Source organism: Paenibacillus kyungheensis (assembly GCF_028606985.1).
Taxonomy (GTDB): Bacteria; Bacillota; Bacilli; order Paenibacillales; family Paenibacillaceae; genus Saccharibacillus; species Saccharibacillus kyungheensis.
In genome coordinates, this window is the sequence record NZ_CP117416.1 from 1,589,789 (window position 1) to 1,609,904 (window position 20,116).

Below are 20,116 nucleotides of genomic sequence, written 5' to 3' on the forward strand. Positions count from 1 at the left end.
AAAAGGGAGCATGGTGTAGATGAATACTATACTAAGATGGAGTATCATATTGATGTTCAGTATAACGTTAATAGGATGGGGAGGTACTTCCTCTGTATCTGCTCTTTCTTGTGCTTATATTTTAACTGTAGAAGATGCTTATGCTAAATATGATGGGGTAGTGATTGCTCAAGTAAAAGAAATCCAGCAGTTAAATAGACAAAATAGTGAAAATCACCAAGTGGTATTAACTATTCTAAAAAGTTATAAAAATATTCAGCAACGGCAATTAATAATACAAGAAAATAGTACATGGGGAGCTTTGAATGGTCCAAGCAAAGTTGGAAATCAATATATCTTTTTTCTAAATCAAAAAGATGGTGAATGGGAAAATCCACTTTGTGGAACTTCTAAAAAAGTGAGTGAGCTTACTTCAGTAGAGTACAAGTTTTTACAGGATAAAGAATTAGCATTGCCTGTTCAGCAATCTGTAAGAGATCAATCTCTGCCTTCATATCATTGGATAATTGCTATAAGTAGTATTGTGTTATTAACTCTCAGCATCGTTTATTTTTTGTATCAAAAATCCAAAAAGCATCGAAAAAGTGATGAATAGCATATAGAAACTATAGATATGTTTTACGAAATCAATTAGATATGTTGATTCCACTATCATTTTTCACTGTTACATTGGAATAGTAGTCAAATGATATTCCATAGACAGGGGAGAATTTGCAAATGAATTTAGGATTGAAATTAGGTAAAAAAGCTCCATTGGTATTGTTAAGCAGTGTGTTGTTCGCAGGGTTGTATATTCCACAATCTACATCTGTTGTTGATGCCAAAGCCGCCAATCTCACACCAACGTATGAGGTTAAATTTATGCTGGACGATGATATTTTGAACAGCGACCTGACGATTCAATCTGAGGTACAAAATGCGTTTGATCTACCTGCCAAAGCGCAAAAAATTGCTGTAGAGTATTTCGATACAAGTGATAAGCAATTGGACAGCGAAGGCTGGAATGTACGTTTCCGCAAAAAAGAAGATAAAGATAATTTTGAAATGACGTATAAAAAGCGTTACAGTATTGCAAATGGAGATATCAATGCAGCGTTAACACTGGCTAATCAACAAGGATTTGATGCTTCCGATACGAACTATGAAGCAGAAGTCGATTGGGGATATAGCAAGCAGACATTAAGCCTGTCTAACGATAAAAAATCAAAAGCAACAACATCAGGAGCAACATTGCCTACGGATAGTAAAGCATTATCTTTGCTTGTCGATAATCTGCCGGGTAAATTGAAAAAGTGGAAAGATGGATCAAGCTGGGGTGAAAAGCAGTTAAAAGCATCGCGCTCGTATGGCCCGGTGATGGCGAGTAAATATGAAGGTAGCTGGAATGGAATCGATGTAGACGTAGAAATTTGGCCGATTCGTAATGCTTCCGGTACAGGTACTGAGCCTGTGATTGAGATTTCGTTCAAAACCGATGATTATAACACCGCTGCAACTGATCGTCAGCAATTAATGAACTATTTGAATCAAGAAGGTTGGTTAGTGCCTCAAGATTCGTTGAAAACACAGTTAGTTTTAGATCGTTATTAAAAGCATCTACTTAAAAGTAGACAAAAAAGAAGCACCCTGCGAGGTGCTTCTTTTTGTTTTGCTATTAATATCCGCTACGTTCCATATTGTTAACACTTGCGAAGAATGCTGCACCAAAAACAATAAAGATAATAATGTAGATAACGATAATGATTGCTGCCCATAAAAGACCTGCTTTTGCATAGTTAGCTTTAGTAGGGTGAGTACCTCCACCGAAAGCCCATACAAATAACATGACTAAATTGACGATAGGAATGAAAAGCAACAAAAGTGTAAGCATCCATTCTTTAACACTAATGATTGAAGCGGGTGCATCCGGTTGCGCAGGCGGGTAACCATTGTTTTGCGAATTGTAATCCAAATTTTTCTACCCCTCTCAGTTATGTACTACTTATTGTGTAAAGATGTAAATCCTCTATGATTATACAACTGTTACAGATATGTGACAATAGAGTAATATAAATAAATAGGGTTATAGACTAATCTCATTTACAAAATCAATGTATCTATAGAAACATTTGATAGATACTAGACATTCATTCTATTTATAGTATAGTTAATTGATCGGAATTAAGGATTTAAATATATTGCAAACTATTTATTTGTACGAAACTATTGCAAGTTACTAAAAGTATCTTTATAATGAGATATATTGAATGTTTGATACAAGAAAGTTTTCAAATCTTATTTTCATGGTTAAACATGAGAGTAGCTTCTTTATACTAATAAACCAAAATCGAATAGAGATCTTCGGGGTAGGGTGCAATTCCCGACCGGCGGTGAACGTTTCTTTTGTAATTGAAAGAAAGGGTAGCCCGCGACTCATTTTTCTTTTTTTTGAAAAATGACTGATCTGGTGAGAATCCAGAGCCGACGGTACAGTCCGGATGGGAGAAGATCAACCAATAAGCTTGCCAGTGTATTGTAAAATACAGTTGCACGTTTATTTGATCAAGCCCCCGTTTATTGTACGTTGATAACGGGGGCTTTCCGTATGAGATCTCATATTCAAATTCTAATCACGTAGGGAGTTTGAATCATGGAAAATGCAAGTTATAACATCAAAACAGCATCATCAGCTAGACAGCGTCATATTAAAAGTGGATTTTGGCTTGTTTTTGTAGGAGCAGCGTTATGGGGCGTTGATCCACTGTTTCGAATTATTTTACTCAAAACAATGACTTCAACTCAATTGGTATTGTTGGAGCATTTGATTGTTTTTCTAGCGGCGGCTCCTGTATTATGGGTCAACCGTGCTGAATTAAAAGGATTGAAAATGCGTCATATCGGAGCATTGTTGTTCTTATCCTGGGGTGGATCGGCGATTGCTACGATTCTATTCACGATGGGACTGGCTCATGGTAATCTCAATGCTGTCTTGTTATTACAGAAATTACAACCGATCTTTGCGATTGTATTAGCTCGAATTATTTTAAAAGAAGTATTACCGCGTGGATTTGGTTGGTTATTTGCTTTAGCATTAGTAGGAACGTATATTTTAACATTTGGATTCGCTATTCCTATCGGACATATGAGTGAATTTGTACAAGTTGGTAGTCTATTTGCTCTAGGTGCAGCAGCATTATGGGGTGGATCTACAGTGATGGGACGCTTAATGGTAGGTCAGATGAAATATGAGACCGTAACATCATTACGCTTTATTATGGCTTTACCTTTGTTGCTTGTATTAACATGGCATGAAGGTGCAGCTTGGAGCTTATCTGCTGATTCTGGTGGAATTGCAGCCGTATCTCTGAATTTGCTAGGTCAAGCATTGTTGCCAGGCTTGCTAAGTCTATTAATGTACTACAAAGGGTTGTCTACAACCAAAGCTTCTGTAGCTACATTAGCAGAACTAAGCTTCCCATTAGTCGGTGTAGTTATTAACTGGATCGTATTTGGACAATTATTAACATGGGCTCAATTGGTCGGATTTTTGTTGATCTGGGTAGCATTGTTCTTTATTTCCAGACGTCAGCAACCATCTGATGCCAAAACAGCCGTACCTTCTGCATAACAATTTCTTTGTTATCAAGAAATGATAGGTTCTATAATCTATAAATACTAACTTTTATATAAAAAAATCCTGTCTACCTAGCGGAATATCGCTGGAGTAGACAGGATTTTTTAGTTTGGACAAGACATCGCTGTGATGATATATCGAATATGAAGTAGCTTTTAATCTAAATCGGAAAGTATATTGTTTTTATTTGATAGGTACAAGATCGAAAAAGTCTAATTCTCCGTAACCATTTCCTTTGCTAAAACGAATCGTATGATTACCTGCTGTCAATGATAGACGTTGTGTCGATAATCCCCAATTTTCCCAACCTTTATTGGTAATAAAGAAGTCTGTTGGATTGCCGCTATCGACCGATAGTCGAAGAGTAGACCAATCCAGTCCATCTGTGCCATTACCTGTACGTGCAGCTAGCATATACGTTCCTGTAGTCGGGATATTTACCGTATATTGAACATAACTACCGTCTGTATCGATATGACCTGCTTTGGATAGTCCTGAACCATTAGGGCTTGAAGAAGCATAAGCCGCTCCACCGAATGTTCCTTGTTCACCTTCATAACGGGTGCGATCCGGTTCACCGGATGGAATAGCGATCTGTACATTAGGATTAAGAGGTTGACCGAATTGAGGGGTATTGTCTGTATTCCAGCTAAATTTCTGTGTACGAATTTCCCGGTTCCAACCTGCATTATTAAATTTGGCAGAATGATAAACGATCCAATCTTCTTTGCCATCAGGAGAGGTAGTAAATGAAGCATGACCGGGTCCATACACCCCATTAGCAGAAGCAAATACAGGTTGAGTGCGTTTGCTCCAAGCTGAAGGGCTTAATAAATTGCTATTGGTCTGTGCTGTAATTAGACCTAGCGCATAATCATTCGTCCAGCTTCCACTAGCTGAATAGATTAGATTGATTTTGTTATTTTTGATCACCACTTGAGGGCCTTCGTTGACATTCGGTTGGTGATTGGTCTCCCATGCATACGTAGGACGAGCAATCTCAACACGTGCTGAATCGATCGTCCATGGGTTACTCATATGAGCGATATATAGATTTTGTCTTACATTTTCTGAACCTTCCCAGCCTGACCAGATAAAATACAATTGCCCGTTCACCGATAATGGAGTCCCATCGATTGCCCAACGATTGGTAGTATCTGTAATCTGACCTTTATCTACCCAAGTGCCTTGCATCGGGTTACTGCTAGTATTCTGCATCACATACATGCGATGATTCGCATTATCACCGTCGTCTTTGGCATAGTAAATGTACCATGCTCCATTTAGAAAATGAATTTCAGGAGCCCATACATTTTGCCCACCTGTAGTAATTTCGCGCTTTTCAGCCGCATCAATACCGGTTAATGTGGAAGATTTCCAGATCGTGACATTGTTACCTGTCGTTTTTGTGAAATAATAGAAGCCATCAGTATGTTTATACATCCATGGATCTGCACCATCCTGCATAATGACATTATAAAACTGTTTTTGGACAGATGCCGCAGAAGCGATACTAATACTGGTGCTCATAAGTAAAGTGAATAGCAAAAATAAAACTCCTCCTTTAATGATCAAGCGATGACGTTTCATTGATTCAGCCCCTTTCAGTATAGTAAATAGATAACGCTTACAATACGAACTGTAACGCAGAATAATGTCGGGGAACAGGACGATATTTTGGATGGATAGACATTCTATTGGAGATATGAACGGGAAGGTCTGAATGAAGAGTTTAACCGTTTACACTTTGAGATCAAACAGGTACATTAGGCGTAATTCATATGCGTTATTTTGCTTTATATCGAGTACATCTACAAAGTGAGGTTAGGTTATATGGTGAGATGGATCAAGCAATATTGGTTGCCTATGACAAGGTTAAAATTATATAGGTTGCTTGTGGTGGTGATCATCATCATTGGCATACTCGGTTACAGTCTATATCGAAGCGGGATATCATCGTTTATAGGTGATCGTTCTCATCCACAGTCAGTAGCTAATCTATCGACTACAGATCCTATTCAGATATCATTTTGGACGCCTTTTAGCGGTGGAGATATTTCTTTTATGAATGAACTGGTACAACGGTACAACCAAGAAAATACCGATCATATTGTCGTCACGATGAAAAATAATAAATCAGATGATTACTATACCAAATTATCGACAGCTATCGTTACTGAAGAAGCGCCGGATGTAGCGATCATACATGCGTCGATGTTCGCTCAATATATACCCGCCGATTTTATCCAAAATGTAAATACTGTTGCTTCTCAAGCAGGTGTGAACTGGCAAGACTTCAATCCGTCTATTCTGGCAAGAACGATGATGCAGACCAATCATTATGCGATTCCTTTAGATACGCATTTTAGCGTATTGTATTATAACAAAAAGTGGTTAGCCAAAGCAGGATTGTATCGTGATGGACAGGTGCAGATACAGCCAGGAGAAAAAGGGTTTGTAGACTTTTTGCAGACCTTACAAAAACATATTCCACAGGATGTAGCACCACTTGCTGTACCGAACGTACGGATCGATTCGTTATGGTTATGGTGGTCATTGTATGCGCAGATCGAAGGGGGAGGACAATTGTATACAGCTGACGGACAACGTGCGGCTGTTGATATGCCAGCCGCTAAGCGCTCTTTAGAATTAGTCACTTCCCTGTATGAGCAACAGTTAATTCCGCCTAATATTAATGATGCTTCGAATGAATTTGCTCAAGGGAAAGCAGCAATGCTTTTTCTAGGTGTATGGTCTATCGGCTCTTTTGAAAAAGTACCTGATTTGGATTTTGGTGTAATGCCATTTCCGCAAATTTATGACCATGCAGGATCATGGGGAGATGCACATACGCTTGCTTTTCCAACCCATCATGAACAAGATCCAGAAAAAGTACTGGCGGCTGTCAAATTTGCACACTGGTTAGCCAAACATGGAGCAGTATGGGGAGAAGCAGGGCATGTGCCTGCGGTACAATCAGAAGCATTATCACAAGCTTACCTTTCACTACCTTTGCGAAAAGAGTATGTAGATGAAGCCAATCATGTTGAATATTTCCCCAGCAATCCGAAGCAAATTATGATCAGCGATGCACTGATTAATGAATTGGAGAAAATCTGGTACGGTAAGCAAAGTGTAGATCAGATGCTTGATCATTTAGAGCCTTTGATTAACCAGATTTTGAAGGAGTAAGTCATGCAGATATCTATCAAAAATTGGATTCATCGCTGGAAAAATATGCGATTAGTTACCCGGCTGATTATTATGAATATTACATTAATTTCGATTCCATTGATCATTTCTTCATGGATTTCTAGTATAGGGTACTCGGATTCGATTCAAACCAATGCAGGTCAATATCAAGCAGATGTAGTGCGAGAGTTCACATCGAATTTGGATGCGTATATGAATGAGTTAGTCTTATTATCTGTGTTGCCGTATCAATCGCCAGAAATTATGGATTATCTAGAACAGGATACACAAGATCAAGTGATTGATCGATATGAAGATCGCTTATTATTGGAAAGCTTTGTGCGGCGTATTCGGGTGAATGGACGTGTTGATATTGCAGGCGTCGCTTTATTTACCAATCATACGCATTCTTCATATGTAGAATTACCGGATAGTCCGGGCAGATTTGCAGAGTCAGGGGATCGAGAACGATTATTAGCGTTAGATACTGAATTGTCAGGCAAAGGGTATTTTATCGCTCCTCATGCAGTATTATCGGATAACGGAACGGTGTATCAAGTGTTTTCGATTGCTCGTAAAATTCGTAGTCTGGATAATGGCAAAGAATTAGGCGTGCTGGTGATTGATGTGCCTGCTGAAGCATTGACTGATCGGATTACACATCTGGCAGGTTCGCCTACATCGTTATTTGCAATGATCGATCAGCATAAGCAATTGATTTATAAAAGCCCTTCTTTTCCTGTCGACGATCCTACGCTACAGCAGTATGGAGGAGAAGGTACGTTAACGATTCATAATGGCAAGCAATCGGTACTGCTCACGTATCAGACCTCACCTGTAACTCATTGGACCGTACTGCAAGCAGTTCCTGTAGCAGTATTGGTACAAGATGCCGAGCAGGTTAATCGGCAAATGATCTGGTTAGGCGGAATCTGTCTGATTATCTCGGTCATTGTGTCTATCTTTCATGCGATGCGAATTACAAGACCGCTTAGTGTACTACGCGATTCTATGAAGCTTGTAGAACGTGGAGAGTTTGATATTACATTACCTGTTCATCAAACAGATGAGATCGGTCATTTGAGTCGTACTTTTAATATTATGGTATCCCGTCTAGGAACATTAACTTATCGATTATATGAAACAGAGATTCGGGAAAAAAATGCGCAGATTGCTTCACTTCAAAGCCAGATCAATCCTCATTTTTTGTACAATACACTCGGTTCAATCAGTATGTATGCGGAGCTTGAAGGCAATCATGAAGTGGTTCAAATGACCAATCATCTTAGTGCATTACTCCGGTATAGTATTGGCAGTGATCATAGTGAAGTAACGATCGAGCAAGAACTGGATCATGTCCGAGGATACCTTTCGATTCAGCGTATTCGGTATGATGAGCGCTTAACGTATACGATTCATGCAGACCCATCGCTGTTATCCAGCCCTATTATTCGTCTGACACTACAACCATTAGTAGAAAATGCAATTATTCATGGCTTAGAACGAGGTCGTGGTGATATTTATATTCAGATAAACGTTCATGTAGAGCAGGAGCAGATTCAGATAGACGTGATTGATAACGGCCCGGGGATGGAGCAAGAATGGATCGAAGAACAACATCTTCATATGGAAGCCGGTATTTTGCCAGAAGGCCCGGGAGGTCATGGGTTGGTCAATGTTCATCGCAGAATTGCTCTCAAGTATGGCAATGATTATGGCATTACGTTGCATAATCGGGACGAAGGAGGACTGCGCGTTACTGTTGTGATGCCTGCATCTGACATGATCTATTAAGATGACTTGAAGAAAGGAGACTCTTCTTATGTATAACGTTTTAATTGTTGATGATGAGATGATTTTTCGCAAAGGAATAACTCATTTAATTCATGAATCTAATCTAGAATGGACAGTTATCGGTGAAGCCAGAGATGGATTGGAAGCGCTGGAAATGATTCAGTCTCAACGTCCTCATTTGGTAATCACCGATATACGGATGCCTCGTATGGATGGTATTCAACTGCAAGCAACACTGGCAGAACAGTATCCTACTATTCGCTGTATTGTGCTAAGTGGACATAATGATTTTGAGTATGCTCGCAGTTCGATTCGTAGCGGCGCTAGAGATTATTTGCTCAAGCCGGTGAATAAAGAAGAACTGTATACCGCATTATGCAAAGTAGAAGCAGAATTGAGCAAAGAAAGTGAATCTCAATCTGTAGTAGAGCATACACCTAGTCAACAAGTCATTAGACAGCAGTTATTGAGTAGTCTGATTCATGGCAATATAGCATATGATGAAGGTGAATTATTCGATCAAGCCAGTATTTCTTTTCCTCATAACGGAATATATTGTCTGATTGTGCAATTGGATCGAGATTCGGTTACAGAACAGCGTTATCGTCAGAATGATCCTGAATTATTCTTTTTGTATATTCAGCAATTTGTGCGTGAGATGATCATAGAACCTTTACAAGGATATACATTTATAGATCATCATAAAGTGATTGCTCTGATTAATAGTGATCGAAGTGAAGCCACAGCACAGCAAATCAGATCATTGTCAGGACAATTAATTCGCACTATTAAGCGCATCTCTCAAATGACCGTTACGATTGGGATCGGTGGTGGAGTAGACGATCTAGAATCGGTACCGAAATCTTATCGTGAAGCAGAGACTGCTCTGTTATGTCGTTTAATTTCGGGAGGAGATCAAGTGCTGGTTTATGAATCTTCAGCGACGAATACGATGCCGTTATCTCGATTGCAGGCAGCAGACAGACACTTTTTGGAACAGTTATTAGCACAGGAAAATGGGCAAGAATTAACAAGACAAGTGCAAGCTTTTATCGAACGATTATGCAGGCAAATGAATCATCCAGAAGTGATCCAGCAACAAATATGCAAAATATTATTAGAGTGTTATGAGATTGCACTGGATTACAAAGTACTTAGCGAATGGCTGAATAAACAAGACATGGGTATGATCTTACAACATGTGTTGTTGATTAATGAGCGTCAGCAACTCGCACAATATTGCGGAGAATTATTGTATTCGTTATACGATCTCATTCAGCGCAAAGAAGGGCATGTGATCCATGCGGTTGATCAGGTGGTGCGTTATCTTGAAGAACATTATGCAGAGCCGATCACTCTAAGTCTAATGGCAGAAAAAGTCTACTTGAATGCTTCTTATCTCAGTAGTCTGTTCAAACATCGATTAGGGCATTCATTTGTCGAAGTACTGACAGAAATACGAATTCGAGAAGCGATCAAGCGATTGATTCATACCGATGAGAAAATTGCTACGATTGCTTATGATACAGGATTTGTGAATATTCGCCATTTTAATCGAGTATTCAAAACAGAAACGGGCACTACACCCAAGCAGTATCGGGATAGTCGTCGTCATTACCAACATCCTGTGTAATTTACAGATAGATTCTCTAGTTATGATCTGCAATAAAGAACTGCCTCACTAGACAGACCTAAATATATGTCTATAGCATCGAAAAAAGCGTCATGGTTCCCCCTTAAAGAATGAATTAAGATTCTAAATGTAAGCGTTATCTAAAAAACGCACATACTTATTTATTCGATAAGGGGGTTGTATTAATGAGAAAAACAAAAGGTATTCAAGCCGGATGTATATTGCTGATGGCGATGTTGATCTTATCTGCTTGTGCTGGAGGGAGCGCACCTGCCAGCAGTTCGGAAAGTGGTAAAACAGGCGGTAAAACACAAATCTCATTCTGGACACCATTCAGTGGTGGCGATGGAGAATTTATGACGGCTATGGTCGATAAGTTCAATCAGGAAAATCCAGATATTCAAGTCGAACAACTGAGTAACCGCTCAGAAGATTATTATACCAAATTACAAACGTCTTTAGCTTCCGATCAAGCACCTGATCTAGCGGTATTACACTCCTCGCGGATGCCTCAATTTGTACCTGCTGGTTATGTGACTCCACTGGATGATCTTGCCGCAGGTTCCAAAGTCAACTGGGATGAATTTAATCCTACAATTCTAGAATCTACAATCTATGATGGTAAGCATTACTCGATTCCATTAGATACTCATGCCATCGTAATGTATTACAACAAAACATATCTGGAAAAAGCAGGTGTGTTGAAAGATGGCAAGCCCGTATATGACCCATCACCAGAAGGATTCACTGCATTTCTAACCAAAATTAAAGATGCTGTTCCAGCAGATGTAGCTCCACTAGCACAACCTAGCGTACGGATTGATGCTTACTGGATGTTCTGGGGATTCTATAACCAGTTAACCGGTGGCGGTAAGTTCTATGATGACAATGGCCAAGCAGCGCTTAACAATCCACAAGCGCAGCAAGCATTAGAATACGTGAACAGCTTATATACATCCAAATTAATTCCGCCGAATGTGAATGATGCGGTGAAGTTATTCCAAGATCAACGAGCGGCTGTATTAATTACAGGAGTATGGAGCACCGGTTCATTTGAAAATATTAAAGGATTAGACTTTGCGGTTGTACCGATGCCACAAATCTATGATCAACCTGCTACATGGGGCGATTCGCATACATTAGCGTTGCCCAAACACAGTCAGGAAGATCCAGCCAAACAACAAGCAGCATTAACGTTTGCGAATTGGTTAGCAGAGCATGGAGATATGTGGGCAAAAGCAGGGCATATTCCAAGTGTAACCAAAGTACTCGATTCTAAAGAATTCAAAGATATGCCATATCGTAGCGATTATGCTCAATCGGCTGACTTTGTAAAATACTGGCCTCGTAACGAAAAACAAGGACAGGTCAACGATAATGTTGTGAAAGAATTTGAAAAAATGTTAGCAGGTCAGCAAGATCCAGCGACTACTCTTGAAAAAGCAGATGCTTCGACAAACAAAATTACCGGCAAATAAAGATAGCAAGAGGGAACAATAAGTCATAACAAAAGAAGCGGAGCGATATCAAGATCATACCGCTTCTTTTGTTTGATCTTACTTTGGAAAGGAGTAGACGATTATGGGCACTAAATCTTTAGCGCATCAAGGATGGATAACAGGCATATTAATGATTTTGCCGTATACGATTTTCTTTGCGCTTTTTTCTTTATTTCCGATTTTGTACGGGTTACGTATTAGCTTTTATGATTGGTCTTTGTTAGGAGATAAAGTGTTTGTAGGATTTCAAAACTATACTAATTTAATCGCAGATGAAGAGTTCCGTAGTAATTTGATGCATACCGTAATATTTACAATCATCAGTGTGCCATTAGTCAGTGGAATTGGTCTACTGTTAGCTATTCTGGTTCATGGGATACGTCGTGGACAGTCTTTTTTCCGCATTTCTGTTTTTATGCCATATGTATTATCTGTTTCTGTGATCTCTAGTATTTGGGTGATTTTTTTACAACCGTATACAGGATTGTTTAATCAGATTTTGCGTGCATTAGGACTGATTCATGAAGAGATTTTCTGGTTGTCACAACCCACTCTGGCTTGGGCGGCTATTATTATGTCTACCATCTGGTGGACAGTAGGATTTGTATTTATTTTATTTCTAGCAGGGCTTCAAGATATTCCAGCCTCTTTTTATGAAGCAGGGCAGATCGAAGGCGCGAATCGCTGGCAGACGTTCTGGTATATCACTTTGCCTTCATTATCACGCATTACGATACTGGTGATTGTGCTTCAGACTATCGCTTCGTTCAAAATCTTTGGTCAATCCAAATTGATTACAGGCGGAGGACCGGCAGGAGCAACCAAAACCGTCGTATTCTCGATTTATGAAAATGGATTTCAGACGTTCCAGATGGGATATGCGTCAGCGATTGCTTTTGTGCTTATGATCGTTATTCTGGTGATCTCTTTAGTGCAGACCTTTATTTTGCGGAGACTGGAATCTTAGAAAGGAGAGAGTCATCTATGATGGATCGCATCTATTATTATTTTATTCGTATTGTAGCTGTAGTACTGGCGATATTTTTTCTGATTCCTGTCGTCTGGATGCTAGCTTTATCATTTACGCCAGAAGGAGAAAATGTATTTGGTAATGGATTTCATCTTTCATTTGCAAATTATGAGAAAGTATTGAGTCAGGCTCCCATCTTCGGTTGGATGGGGAACAGCTTAATGGTGTCGGTGATTACCACAGCGCTTGTACTGATCTTATCTTCGATGGCGGCTTATGCATTTTCTCGGATTACGTTTCCGGGTAGTAAATTTATGTTTCTTTTGTTTTTATCCGGACTGATGATTCCAGCAGAAGCGACATTGATTCCGCTGTATCTTTTTATGAGAGATCTAGGTCTGCTTGGCACACGAACTTCTCTTATTTTGCCTGCGGTTGCGGGGCCGATGGGTATTTTTATCCTCAAGCAATTTTTTGATGGATTACCGAAAGACCTTGAAGAAGCAGCTCGAATTGATGGAGCCGGATTTTTTAAAGTCTGGTATAGCATCTTTTTACCATTGTCTCGTCCTGCCTTAGCAGCTTTAGGTATTTTTAGCTTTATTGGGGCATGGAATGATTATGTATGGCCACTGATCTCGATTTCGGACAAAGCTTATATGACGATTACTTTAGGATTGCCGATGTTTCAGAGTTCTTATGTACAGCAGTATGCACTTCCAATGACTGCTAATGCGCTGGCAGCGATTCCGGTATTGATTGTATTTTTAATTTTCCAGAAACAGATTATTAAAGGAATTGCGTTTACAGGTGGTAAAGAGTTATAAAGTCAGTAATTTGAGTAGTTAATGAATAAGAATATAGTTGAAGCATCATTATACAAGCGTTTACCATTCAAAGGAGGAATTACAATTATGACTGCAACAACAACTCGCTCTGAATATCCAAGACCACAATTTGAACGAGCAGACTGGATCAATCTAAATGGAACATGGGAATTTGCATTTGACGATGAGCGTGTCGGTGATCAGCAGAAATGGCATCTGGATCGACAAGATGTATTTGATCAAAGTATTCAAGTTCCGTTTACTTTTCAAAGTGAACTGAGTGGTATCGGGGATACAGGATTTCATGATCTGGTCTGGTATCGCAAATCTATAGAAGTGCCATCGGATTGGAAAAGCAAACGAATGATTTTACATTTTGGAGCGGTGGATTATACAGCGACTGTCTGGATCAATGGCAAATGGGCGGCATTTCATGAAGGTGGGCATACTCCTTTTCAAGCGGATATTACCGAACTATTAGAAGCAGATCATAACGAAATCGTATTGCGTGTAGAAGATTATAGTCAAGATGTGACATTACCGCGGGGCAAGCAATACTGGAAAGAAGACTCGGCTAGTATTTTCTATACACGTACTACCGGTATCTGGCAGACGGTATGGCTCGAAGCAGTTGACCCTGCTCATATTCGCAAAGCTAAATTTACGGCTGATATTGATCACAATGAAATTAAAGTGCGGTTATTTTATTCTTCAGCAACGATGCAAAAAGAATTACGGACACGATTAACGATTACATTTGCAGGCGAGTTTGTTGCACAGGATGAATTTGTAGTGACTCATACAGAACATACACGTTCGATTGGTTTACATGATTTTAACGATCATGAATTGGGACGCTGGTGGTCACCGGAAAAACCACATCTATACGATATTCAGCTAGAGTTAGTAGAGCAGGATGTTGTTATTGATTCTGTACAATCGTACTTTGGGATGCGTAAAATTTCGATAGAAAATGGAAAGCTTCATTTAAATAATCGTCCGTACTTTCTACGTCTAGTACTCGATCAAGGTTATTTCCCTGATGGAATCTTAACTGCACCGTCGGATGAAGCATTTATTCAAGATATTGAATTAACACAAGCAATGGGCTTTAATGGAGTGCGTAAGCATCAGAAAATGGAAGATCCACGCTTTCTATACTGGTGTGATCGCAAAGGTCTGCTAGTCTGGGGAGAAGCGGCAAATGCTTATAATTATTCGGAAGAATACGTACGTCGATTCACACAGGAATGGCAAGAAGTGCTTGAGCGTGATTATAATCATCCATCAATTGTGGTCTGGGTACCGATGAATGAAAGCTGGGGCATCCCGAATGTGAAAAATGATCAGCGGCAACAACAGCATGGACTAACACTGTATCATTTAACCAAGTCACTCGATGACACACGTCCTGTTATTTATAATGATGGCTGGGAAATGATGGAGACTGATCTGGTAGCGATTCATGATTATGCCTGGCAAGAAGAAGTGTTAGATGAACGTTATGCTTCGATTGAAAAGGCTGTACATAGTCTACCCGGTAATCGTGAGATTTTTGTCGGCGGAGCGACTTATCAAGGGCAACCAATTCTGATTACAGAATTTGGCGGAATCGCTTATAAAAAAAGTGAGTGGGAAGGCTGGGGCTATTCAGGCGCAGACAATGATGAAGATTATCTACAACGCTTAGCCGCTGTTATTCGTCCACTGCATCGCTCTCCGATCGTGCAAGGATTCTGTTATACCCAGCTCACCGATGTAGAGCAGGAGATCAATGGTCTAGTTACATATGACCGTAAGCCCAAAGTGCCGCTCGAAGATATTCGCCGTATCGTTATGAACTTATCCTAAATATATACATGATCCTTTATTATAAGTAAACCGGAGTGTTGCTCCATACCTGACTATATTAGTCTAAGGTATAGAGCAACACTTTTTGCGTATACACAAATAAATCATCGTATACGATCTTCATTATCACTTCAGTAATTTACACGAAATATTGTCATAATCCGCAAACTACCCTATACTACAAAGTTGTTACTTTATACATCTTATGAACATTTCAGAATATTCCAAAACTACGCTACGATCCAAAGATAAGTAGGTTTATTCGTTCTGGATTCAACCCGATAAAGGAGGAATAGCGTTGTCAGATCAAAAAAATCTGCCATCTTCTCGTAAACGATATGCGCAGGGCAACCCGACCGAAGAGCTTGCTCGACGTCTTATCCATTTATCCGGTGGGCCTGATAATCTAGTAGAAGTGATGCACTGTACAACACGTATCCGATTGAAATTAAAAAATGATCATCCAATTAACGAAGCGGAACTGCAACAGATCAAAGAAGTGCAAAATATTAATAGATTGCCCGGGCAATTGCAAATTATTGTCGGCCCTGAACTTGTCTACAAATTGCATCGGAAAATGAATATTGTGCTTCGCCAGTATGAAAACTTAGCTCATCTACAGCCACCTGTAGACGGTCAAGCTGATACAGCACCGCAAGTCGATCAGTTATCAGAATCCCAGCATCCTTATCGCAGACGTGGAATAGCCGGGCGTATTATACAGGTAGCGACGGTGTTTTCGGATATTTTGATCCCTATATTACCGCTGTTTATAGCAGCAGGTATTTTATTAGGGCTTGTTACCATTTTACAATCTTCGAGCTGGGTAGCAGAAGATGCAGTATGGTTCCGATTACTTGGATTGCTGACAAGTTCTGCTTTTCAAGTGATTAGTGTGCTGTTCGGTTATCATGCAGTAAAACGGTTTGGAGGTACTCCGGCGATAGGAGCAGTACTGGGTATTGCGATGTCTCAGCCTGATCTGGCGATCTTAATTGGTCATACAACGATGCAGGGCGTGAATACAATGGTAGCACCTCAATTTAGTTATCAAGGTGCAATGATGCCAATTATTTTAGCTTCATTAGTAATGGCATGGATAGAAAAAGGAATCCGTCGTATTCTGCCACCCTCTGCCTCTACACTTCTCGCTCCAGCGATCAGTCTAATTACAGGCGGTACGCTCGCTATCTTATTAATCAGTCCAATAGCGATCTGGCTTGGAGAATGGATAGGTCAGTGGTTAGAATATCTCTTCACGTACGGCGGAACATTGTTCGGATTTATTCTTGGTGGTATTTATAGCACGATTGTATTAACCGGTCTACATCAAGGAATACAAGCGCTTGAGATTGCACTTATCTCCGATCCTCATGTAGGCGTTAATTTTCTATTGCCTATCTGGTCGATGGCGAATATGGCACAAGGCGGGGCAGGACTGGCTGTCTATTTGGCGACTCGTAATCCTGAATTAAGAAAAGTCGCTTTATCTGGCTCGATTACCGCTTTTCTCGGTATTACAGAACCGATCGCGCTCGGGGTAAATCTCAAGTTAGGTCGTCCTTTTCTAAGTGCGGCGATCGGTGGAGCAGTAGGAGGCGCTTATGTCGGTCTGCATCACGTAGTAGCCAGCTCATTTGGATTAACAGGGATTCCTATGCTAGTCTATATTGTTCCTTTTGGAGAACTGAATTTTATTCATTATATGATAGGCTTTTTGCTCGCAGCCGGAATTGCGTTTTTGACGACTCTGTTGCTAGGGGTAGAAAAGCCAGCTTTCCGATACAATATCTCACATTTTGTTCGTAAATTCACAGGAGGAGCTTATGAAGATCAAAAAGATTCTCAATAATAATGCTGTGGTCGTCGATGATCATGGACAAGAAAAGATCGCTATGGGTGGCGGTATTTCTTTTGAAAAAGGAAAAAATGATATCGTAGATACCCAGCGGATCGAAAAGCTATTTGTATTGGAAGATCAAGAGCGTTACGGCTATCTTCAAGAAATGCTACAAAAGTTGCCTGAAGAAGAGATCGCTGTATCTGAACGGATTATTTCGTATGCAGAACAAGAATTACAAGTTTCTTTTAATGAACATATTCATATTGCCTTAACCGATCATTTGTCATTTGCTCTAGAACGTCTGCGCAATGGCATGATTATTCATAATACCTTATTAGAAGAGATTCGATTGCTGTATCCCGCAGAGTTTGAGATTGGGCTACATGCGAAGCAGTTGATTACACAGCACTTGCAGATCGATATTCCTGAAGATGAAGTCGGATATATTGCGATGCATATTCATACCGCACGAATGAATGCAGGAGCTCAAGAAACAGCCACAAGCATGGCAGCCATGATCAAAGATATGGTGAAAGATATCGAATACATGCTACACCAACCACTCGATCATAAGTCAGCCGATTATGAGCGCTTGATCAGCCAACTGAAAAGTATTCTTCAAGAATATGAAAAAGATCAGCCAGGAAGTGAGCTTAATCGCGAGTTGATTCAGATTGCAGTAGAGAAATATAAAACATTATATGAGCAAGTAGAAGAGATGGCAGAGAATATGGAAGATGAATATGATTATACTTTTACAGAGAGTCAGTGCGTATTAATGACGATCGAAGTGAATCGTCTACGGGAAAGACTGGGTCATAGCTCCTGATAATATAAAATAATTCACTTGTACAGTCGCTTATGATTCTGTTGATAGCGGAATAAAAGTCGCTAATCATACCAAAAATAACTATTCATATAGACTAACGACCCGAGTCGATAGGTTGCAGTTAATAGCATAAATATACAATTGACTAGGTACAAAGTATGGATAAATTATTGTGGATTACAAAATTGTAAACTTTGAAACAGTGAAAATAAGACTAAATATCATGAAAATCAATGAAAATTTACAGAATTATCCTTTTTACTCTTTTTGCAAATTGATTCATTCAGTCTATAGTGTGTTAGTGATTTGCCCTATAGAATAAATGTCAGCAACAGCATATTCGGGTGTGTTACTGGTAAAGCAGGCAAGACCTAAAAACTCCGTGAGGAATCCGGGCGACAAGTGTCGTTCGTTCTTCAGAGGAATTTTTAGGTCTTTTTTGTGCGCCAAAACAGCCACAATTTGAAATTAGAGAGGAAGAACACAATGAAAATCAAGAATTTCTCAAGAAAAACAGCCGCTATAATGATGGCAGCTACTATGCTAACAGGAGGAACTTCTGTTTTTGCAAGTGGTTCAGAATCAGATTACGGAAATGGTACACAGCCAACTCCGCCAACACCTGTTGTAGAAACACCATCATCTGTTTTTAATGATACTTATGGATTTACACATCTTACACGCTTTGATGCATTGAAAATAGCTAGTCAGCAAAAAGAATCTCGCTATCAAGTTCCACAATTTGATGCATCTACCATTCGCAATATTCCGTCTGCCAAAGGTAAAGATGCAAATGGTAATACGATTGATCTTGATGTATGGGATACATGGCCATTGCAAAATGCAGATGGTACTGTAGCGAACTATAATGGATATGAAGTCGTCTTTGGACTAGCAGGAGATCCAAAAGTATCGTCAGATACATTTATTTATCTGTTCTACAAAAAAGCAGGTGACCAATCATTAGATGCATGGAAAAACGCAGGTCGTGTATTTAAAGACAACGATAAAATGGTTCCTAACGATACGATCTTAAATAATCAATCTGAAGAATGGTCAGGTTCTGCAACAATGACCAAAGACGGCAAAGTGCGTTTGTTCTATACTAATCGTCAACCGTGGGATGTAGACAAAGGATTTTTCGGTAAACAAACATTAACCACTGCTCAAATCAATGTATCTGAACCTTCCAATGGAACACTTCAGGTCAACGGTGTAGAAGACCTCAAGTCTATTTTTGATGGTGATGGCAAAATGTATCAAACGGTTGATCAAGCATTCCGTGCGGGTGATTATTCTGATAACCACACATTAAGAGATCCGCATTATGTAGAAGACAATGGACACAAATATCTAGTATTTGAAGCGAATACAGGTTCTGAAACAGGTTATCAAGGTCAATCTATGTTCTCAAACAAAGCTTACTATGGTGGAGATGACGAATTCTTCAAATCAGAATACCAAAAAGTAATGAATAACCCGAGTCGTAATTACATGACGATTGCGAACGGTGCATTAGGTATTATTGAATTGAATAACGATTATTCTCTTAAAAAAGTAATGAAACCATTGATTGCTTCCAATACAGTAACCGATGAGATCGAACGTGCTAACATTTTTGAAAAAGACGGCAAATGGTACCTATTCACAGATACACGCGGTGCTAAAATGTTCGTAGACGGTGTTGATGCAGAAGATATCTATATGCTTGGATATGTAGCTGATTCAATTGATGGGCCTTACAAACCACTTAACGGTAGTGGACTGGTATTGCACCAAGATTTGAACAAACGTGATGTTACATGGAATTATGCTCACTTCGCAATTCCACAAGTAAAAGGCAACAAAGTCGTAATTACTAGCTATATGACCAACAGAGGATTCTATACCGATCATCATTCTACATTTGCACCAAGCTTTGAAGTAGAAATTGACGGTAGTGAAACCAAAGTCGTTCCTAATAGCATTTTAGAGCAAGGTCAAGTCACTTCTAATTAAATACGTTCTAAATCAATAAGTCTTGAAGATTCAATAAAGAGACAGGAAAAGAAAATGTCCGTCAAAG

The 20,116-nt window shown here is 39.6% G+C and carries 15 protein-coding genes and 1 riboswitch; of the genes, 13 read left to right on the forward strand and 2 right to left on the reverse strand.

From position 1 onward, the window contains the following. Window positions 1-19 precede the first annotated feature (19 nt). Both PQ456_RS06955 and PQ456_RS06960 read left to right on the forward strand, forming a co-directional pair. Complete coding sequence (locus PQ456_RS06955; protein WP_273615474.1) at window positions 20-595, forward strand: hypothetical protein; 576 nt, start codon at window positions 20-22, stop codon at window positions 593-595. 122 nt (window positions 596-717) lie between these two features. After that, complete coding sequence (locus tag PQ456_RS06960) at window positions 718-1,590, forward strand: hypothetical protein (RefSeq protein ID WP_273615475.1); 873 nt, start codon at window positions 718-720, stop codon at window positions 1,588-1,590. 64 nt (window positions 1,591-1,654) lie between these two features. On the opposite strand, the gene PQ456_RS06965 is transcribed toward PQ456_RS06960, so the two are convergent. Continuing rightward, on the reverse strand, window positions 1,655-1,951 hold the full coding sequence (locus PQ456_RS06965) for a hypothetical protein (protein WP_273615476.1): 297 nt from the start codon (window positions 1,949-1,951) through the stop codon (window positions 1,655-1,657). A 381-nt stretch (window positions 1,952-2,332) separates the two neighbouring features. Then, a riboswitch (FMN riboswitch) is annotated at window positions 2,333-2,493 on the forward strand. 136 nt (window positions 2,494-2,629) lie between these two features. On the opposite strand from PQ456_RS06965, the gene PQ456_RS06970 reads away from it, so the two are divergent. After that, on the forward strand, window positions 2,630-3,607 hold the full coding sequence (locus PQ456_RS06970) for a DMT family transporter (RefSeq protein WP_204824889.1): 978 nt from the start codon (window positions 2,630-2,632) through the stop codon (window positions 3,605-3,607). Between the two features lie 189 nt (window positions 3,608-3,796). On the opposite strand, the gene PQ456_RS06975 is transcribed toward PQ456_RS06970, so the two are convergent. Continuing rightward, a complete protein-coding gene (locus tag PQ456_RS06975; RefSeq protein ID WP_273616267.1) occupies window positions 3,797-5,143 on the reverse strand; it encodes a family 43 glycosylhydrolase in 1,347 nt (448 codons plus the stop codon). Window positions 5,144-5,515: 372 nt separating this feature from the next. On the opposite strand from PQ456_RS06975, the gene PQ456_RS06980 reads away from it, so the two are divergent. From PQ456_RS06980 to PQ456_RS07025, 10 genes are all read left to right on the forward strand, one after another. Beyond that, window positions 5,516-6,805 (forward strand): extracellular solute-binding protein, encoded by a 1,290-nt coding sequence (locus PQ456_RS06980; RefSeq protein WP_273615477.1) that lies wholly within the window; start codon window positions 5,516-5,518, stop codon window positions 6,803-6,805. Between the two features lie 3 nt (window positions 6,806-6,808). Next, on the forward strand, window positions 6,809-8,599 hold the full coding sequence (locus tag PQ456_RS06985; protein WP_273615478.1) for a cache domain-containing sensor histidine kinase: 1,791 nt from the start codon (window positions 6,809-6,811) through the stop codon (window positions 8,597-8,599). 28 nt (window positions 8,600-8,627) lie between these two features. Then, window positions 8,628-10,232 carry a response regulator gene (locus tag PQ456_RS06990; RefSeq protein WP_273615479.1) on the forward strand — a complete coding sequence of 535 codons (1,605 nt, stop codon included), beginning with the start codon at window positions 8,628-8,630 and terminating at the stop codon, window positions 10,230-10,232. Between the two features lie 185 nt (window positions 10,233-10,417). Continuing rightward, entirely contained in the window at window positions 10,418-11,710 is a 1,293-nt protein-coding gene (locus PQ456_RS06995; RefSeq protein WP_273615480.1) for an ABC transporter substrate-binding protein, read from the forward strand. Between the two features lie 103 nt (window positions 11,711-11,813). Then, window positions 11,814-12,698, forward strand: a complete 885-nt coding sequence (locus tag PQ456_RS07000; RefSeq protein WP_273615481.1) for a carbohydrate ABC transporter permease — start codon at window positions 11,814-11,816, stop codon at window positions 12,696-12,698. 17 nt (window positions 12,699-12,715) lie between these two features. Then, complete coding sequence (locus PQ456_RS07005) at window positions 12,716-13,528, forward strand: carbohydrate ABC transporter permease (RefSeq protein WP_273615482.1); 813 nt, start codon at window positions 12,716-12,718, stop codon at window positions 13,526-13,528. An 87-nt stretch (window positions 13,529-13,615) separates the two neighbouring features. Beyond that, window positions 13,616-15,379, forward strand: a complete 1,764-nt coding sequence (locus PQ456_RS07010) for a glycoside hydrolase family 2 protein (protein WP_273615483.1) — start codon at window positions 13,616-13,618, stop codon at window positions 15,377-15,379. Between the two features lie 298 nt (window positions 15,380-15,677). Continuing rightward, window positions 15,678-17,231, forward strand: a complete 1,554-nt coding sequence (locus PQ456_RS07015) for a PTS transporter subunit EIIC (RefSeq protein ID WP_273615484.1) — start codon at window positions 15,678-15,680, stop codon at window positions 17,229-17,231. Further along, window positions 17,206-18,051 (forward strand): PRD domain-containing protein, encoded by an 846-nt coding sequence (locus PQ456_RS07020; RefSeq protein WP_273615485.1) that lies wholly within the window; start codon window positions 17,206-17,208, stop codon window positions 18,049-18,051. The genes PQ456_RS07015 and PQ456_RS07020 overlap by 26 nt, the downstream gene beginning before the upstream one ends. 486 nt (window positions 18,052-18,537) lie before the next feature. Next, window positions 18,538-20,049 (forward strand): glycoside hydrolase family 68 protein, encoded by a 1,512-nt coding sequence (locus tag PQ456_RS07025; protein WP_273615486.1) that lies wholly within the window; start codon window positions 18,538-18,540, stop codon window positions 20,047-20,049. Window positions 20,050-20,116 lie beyond the last annotated feature (67 nt).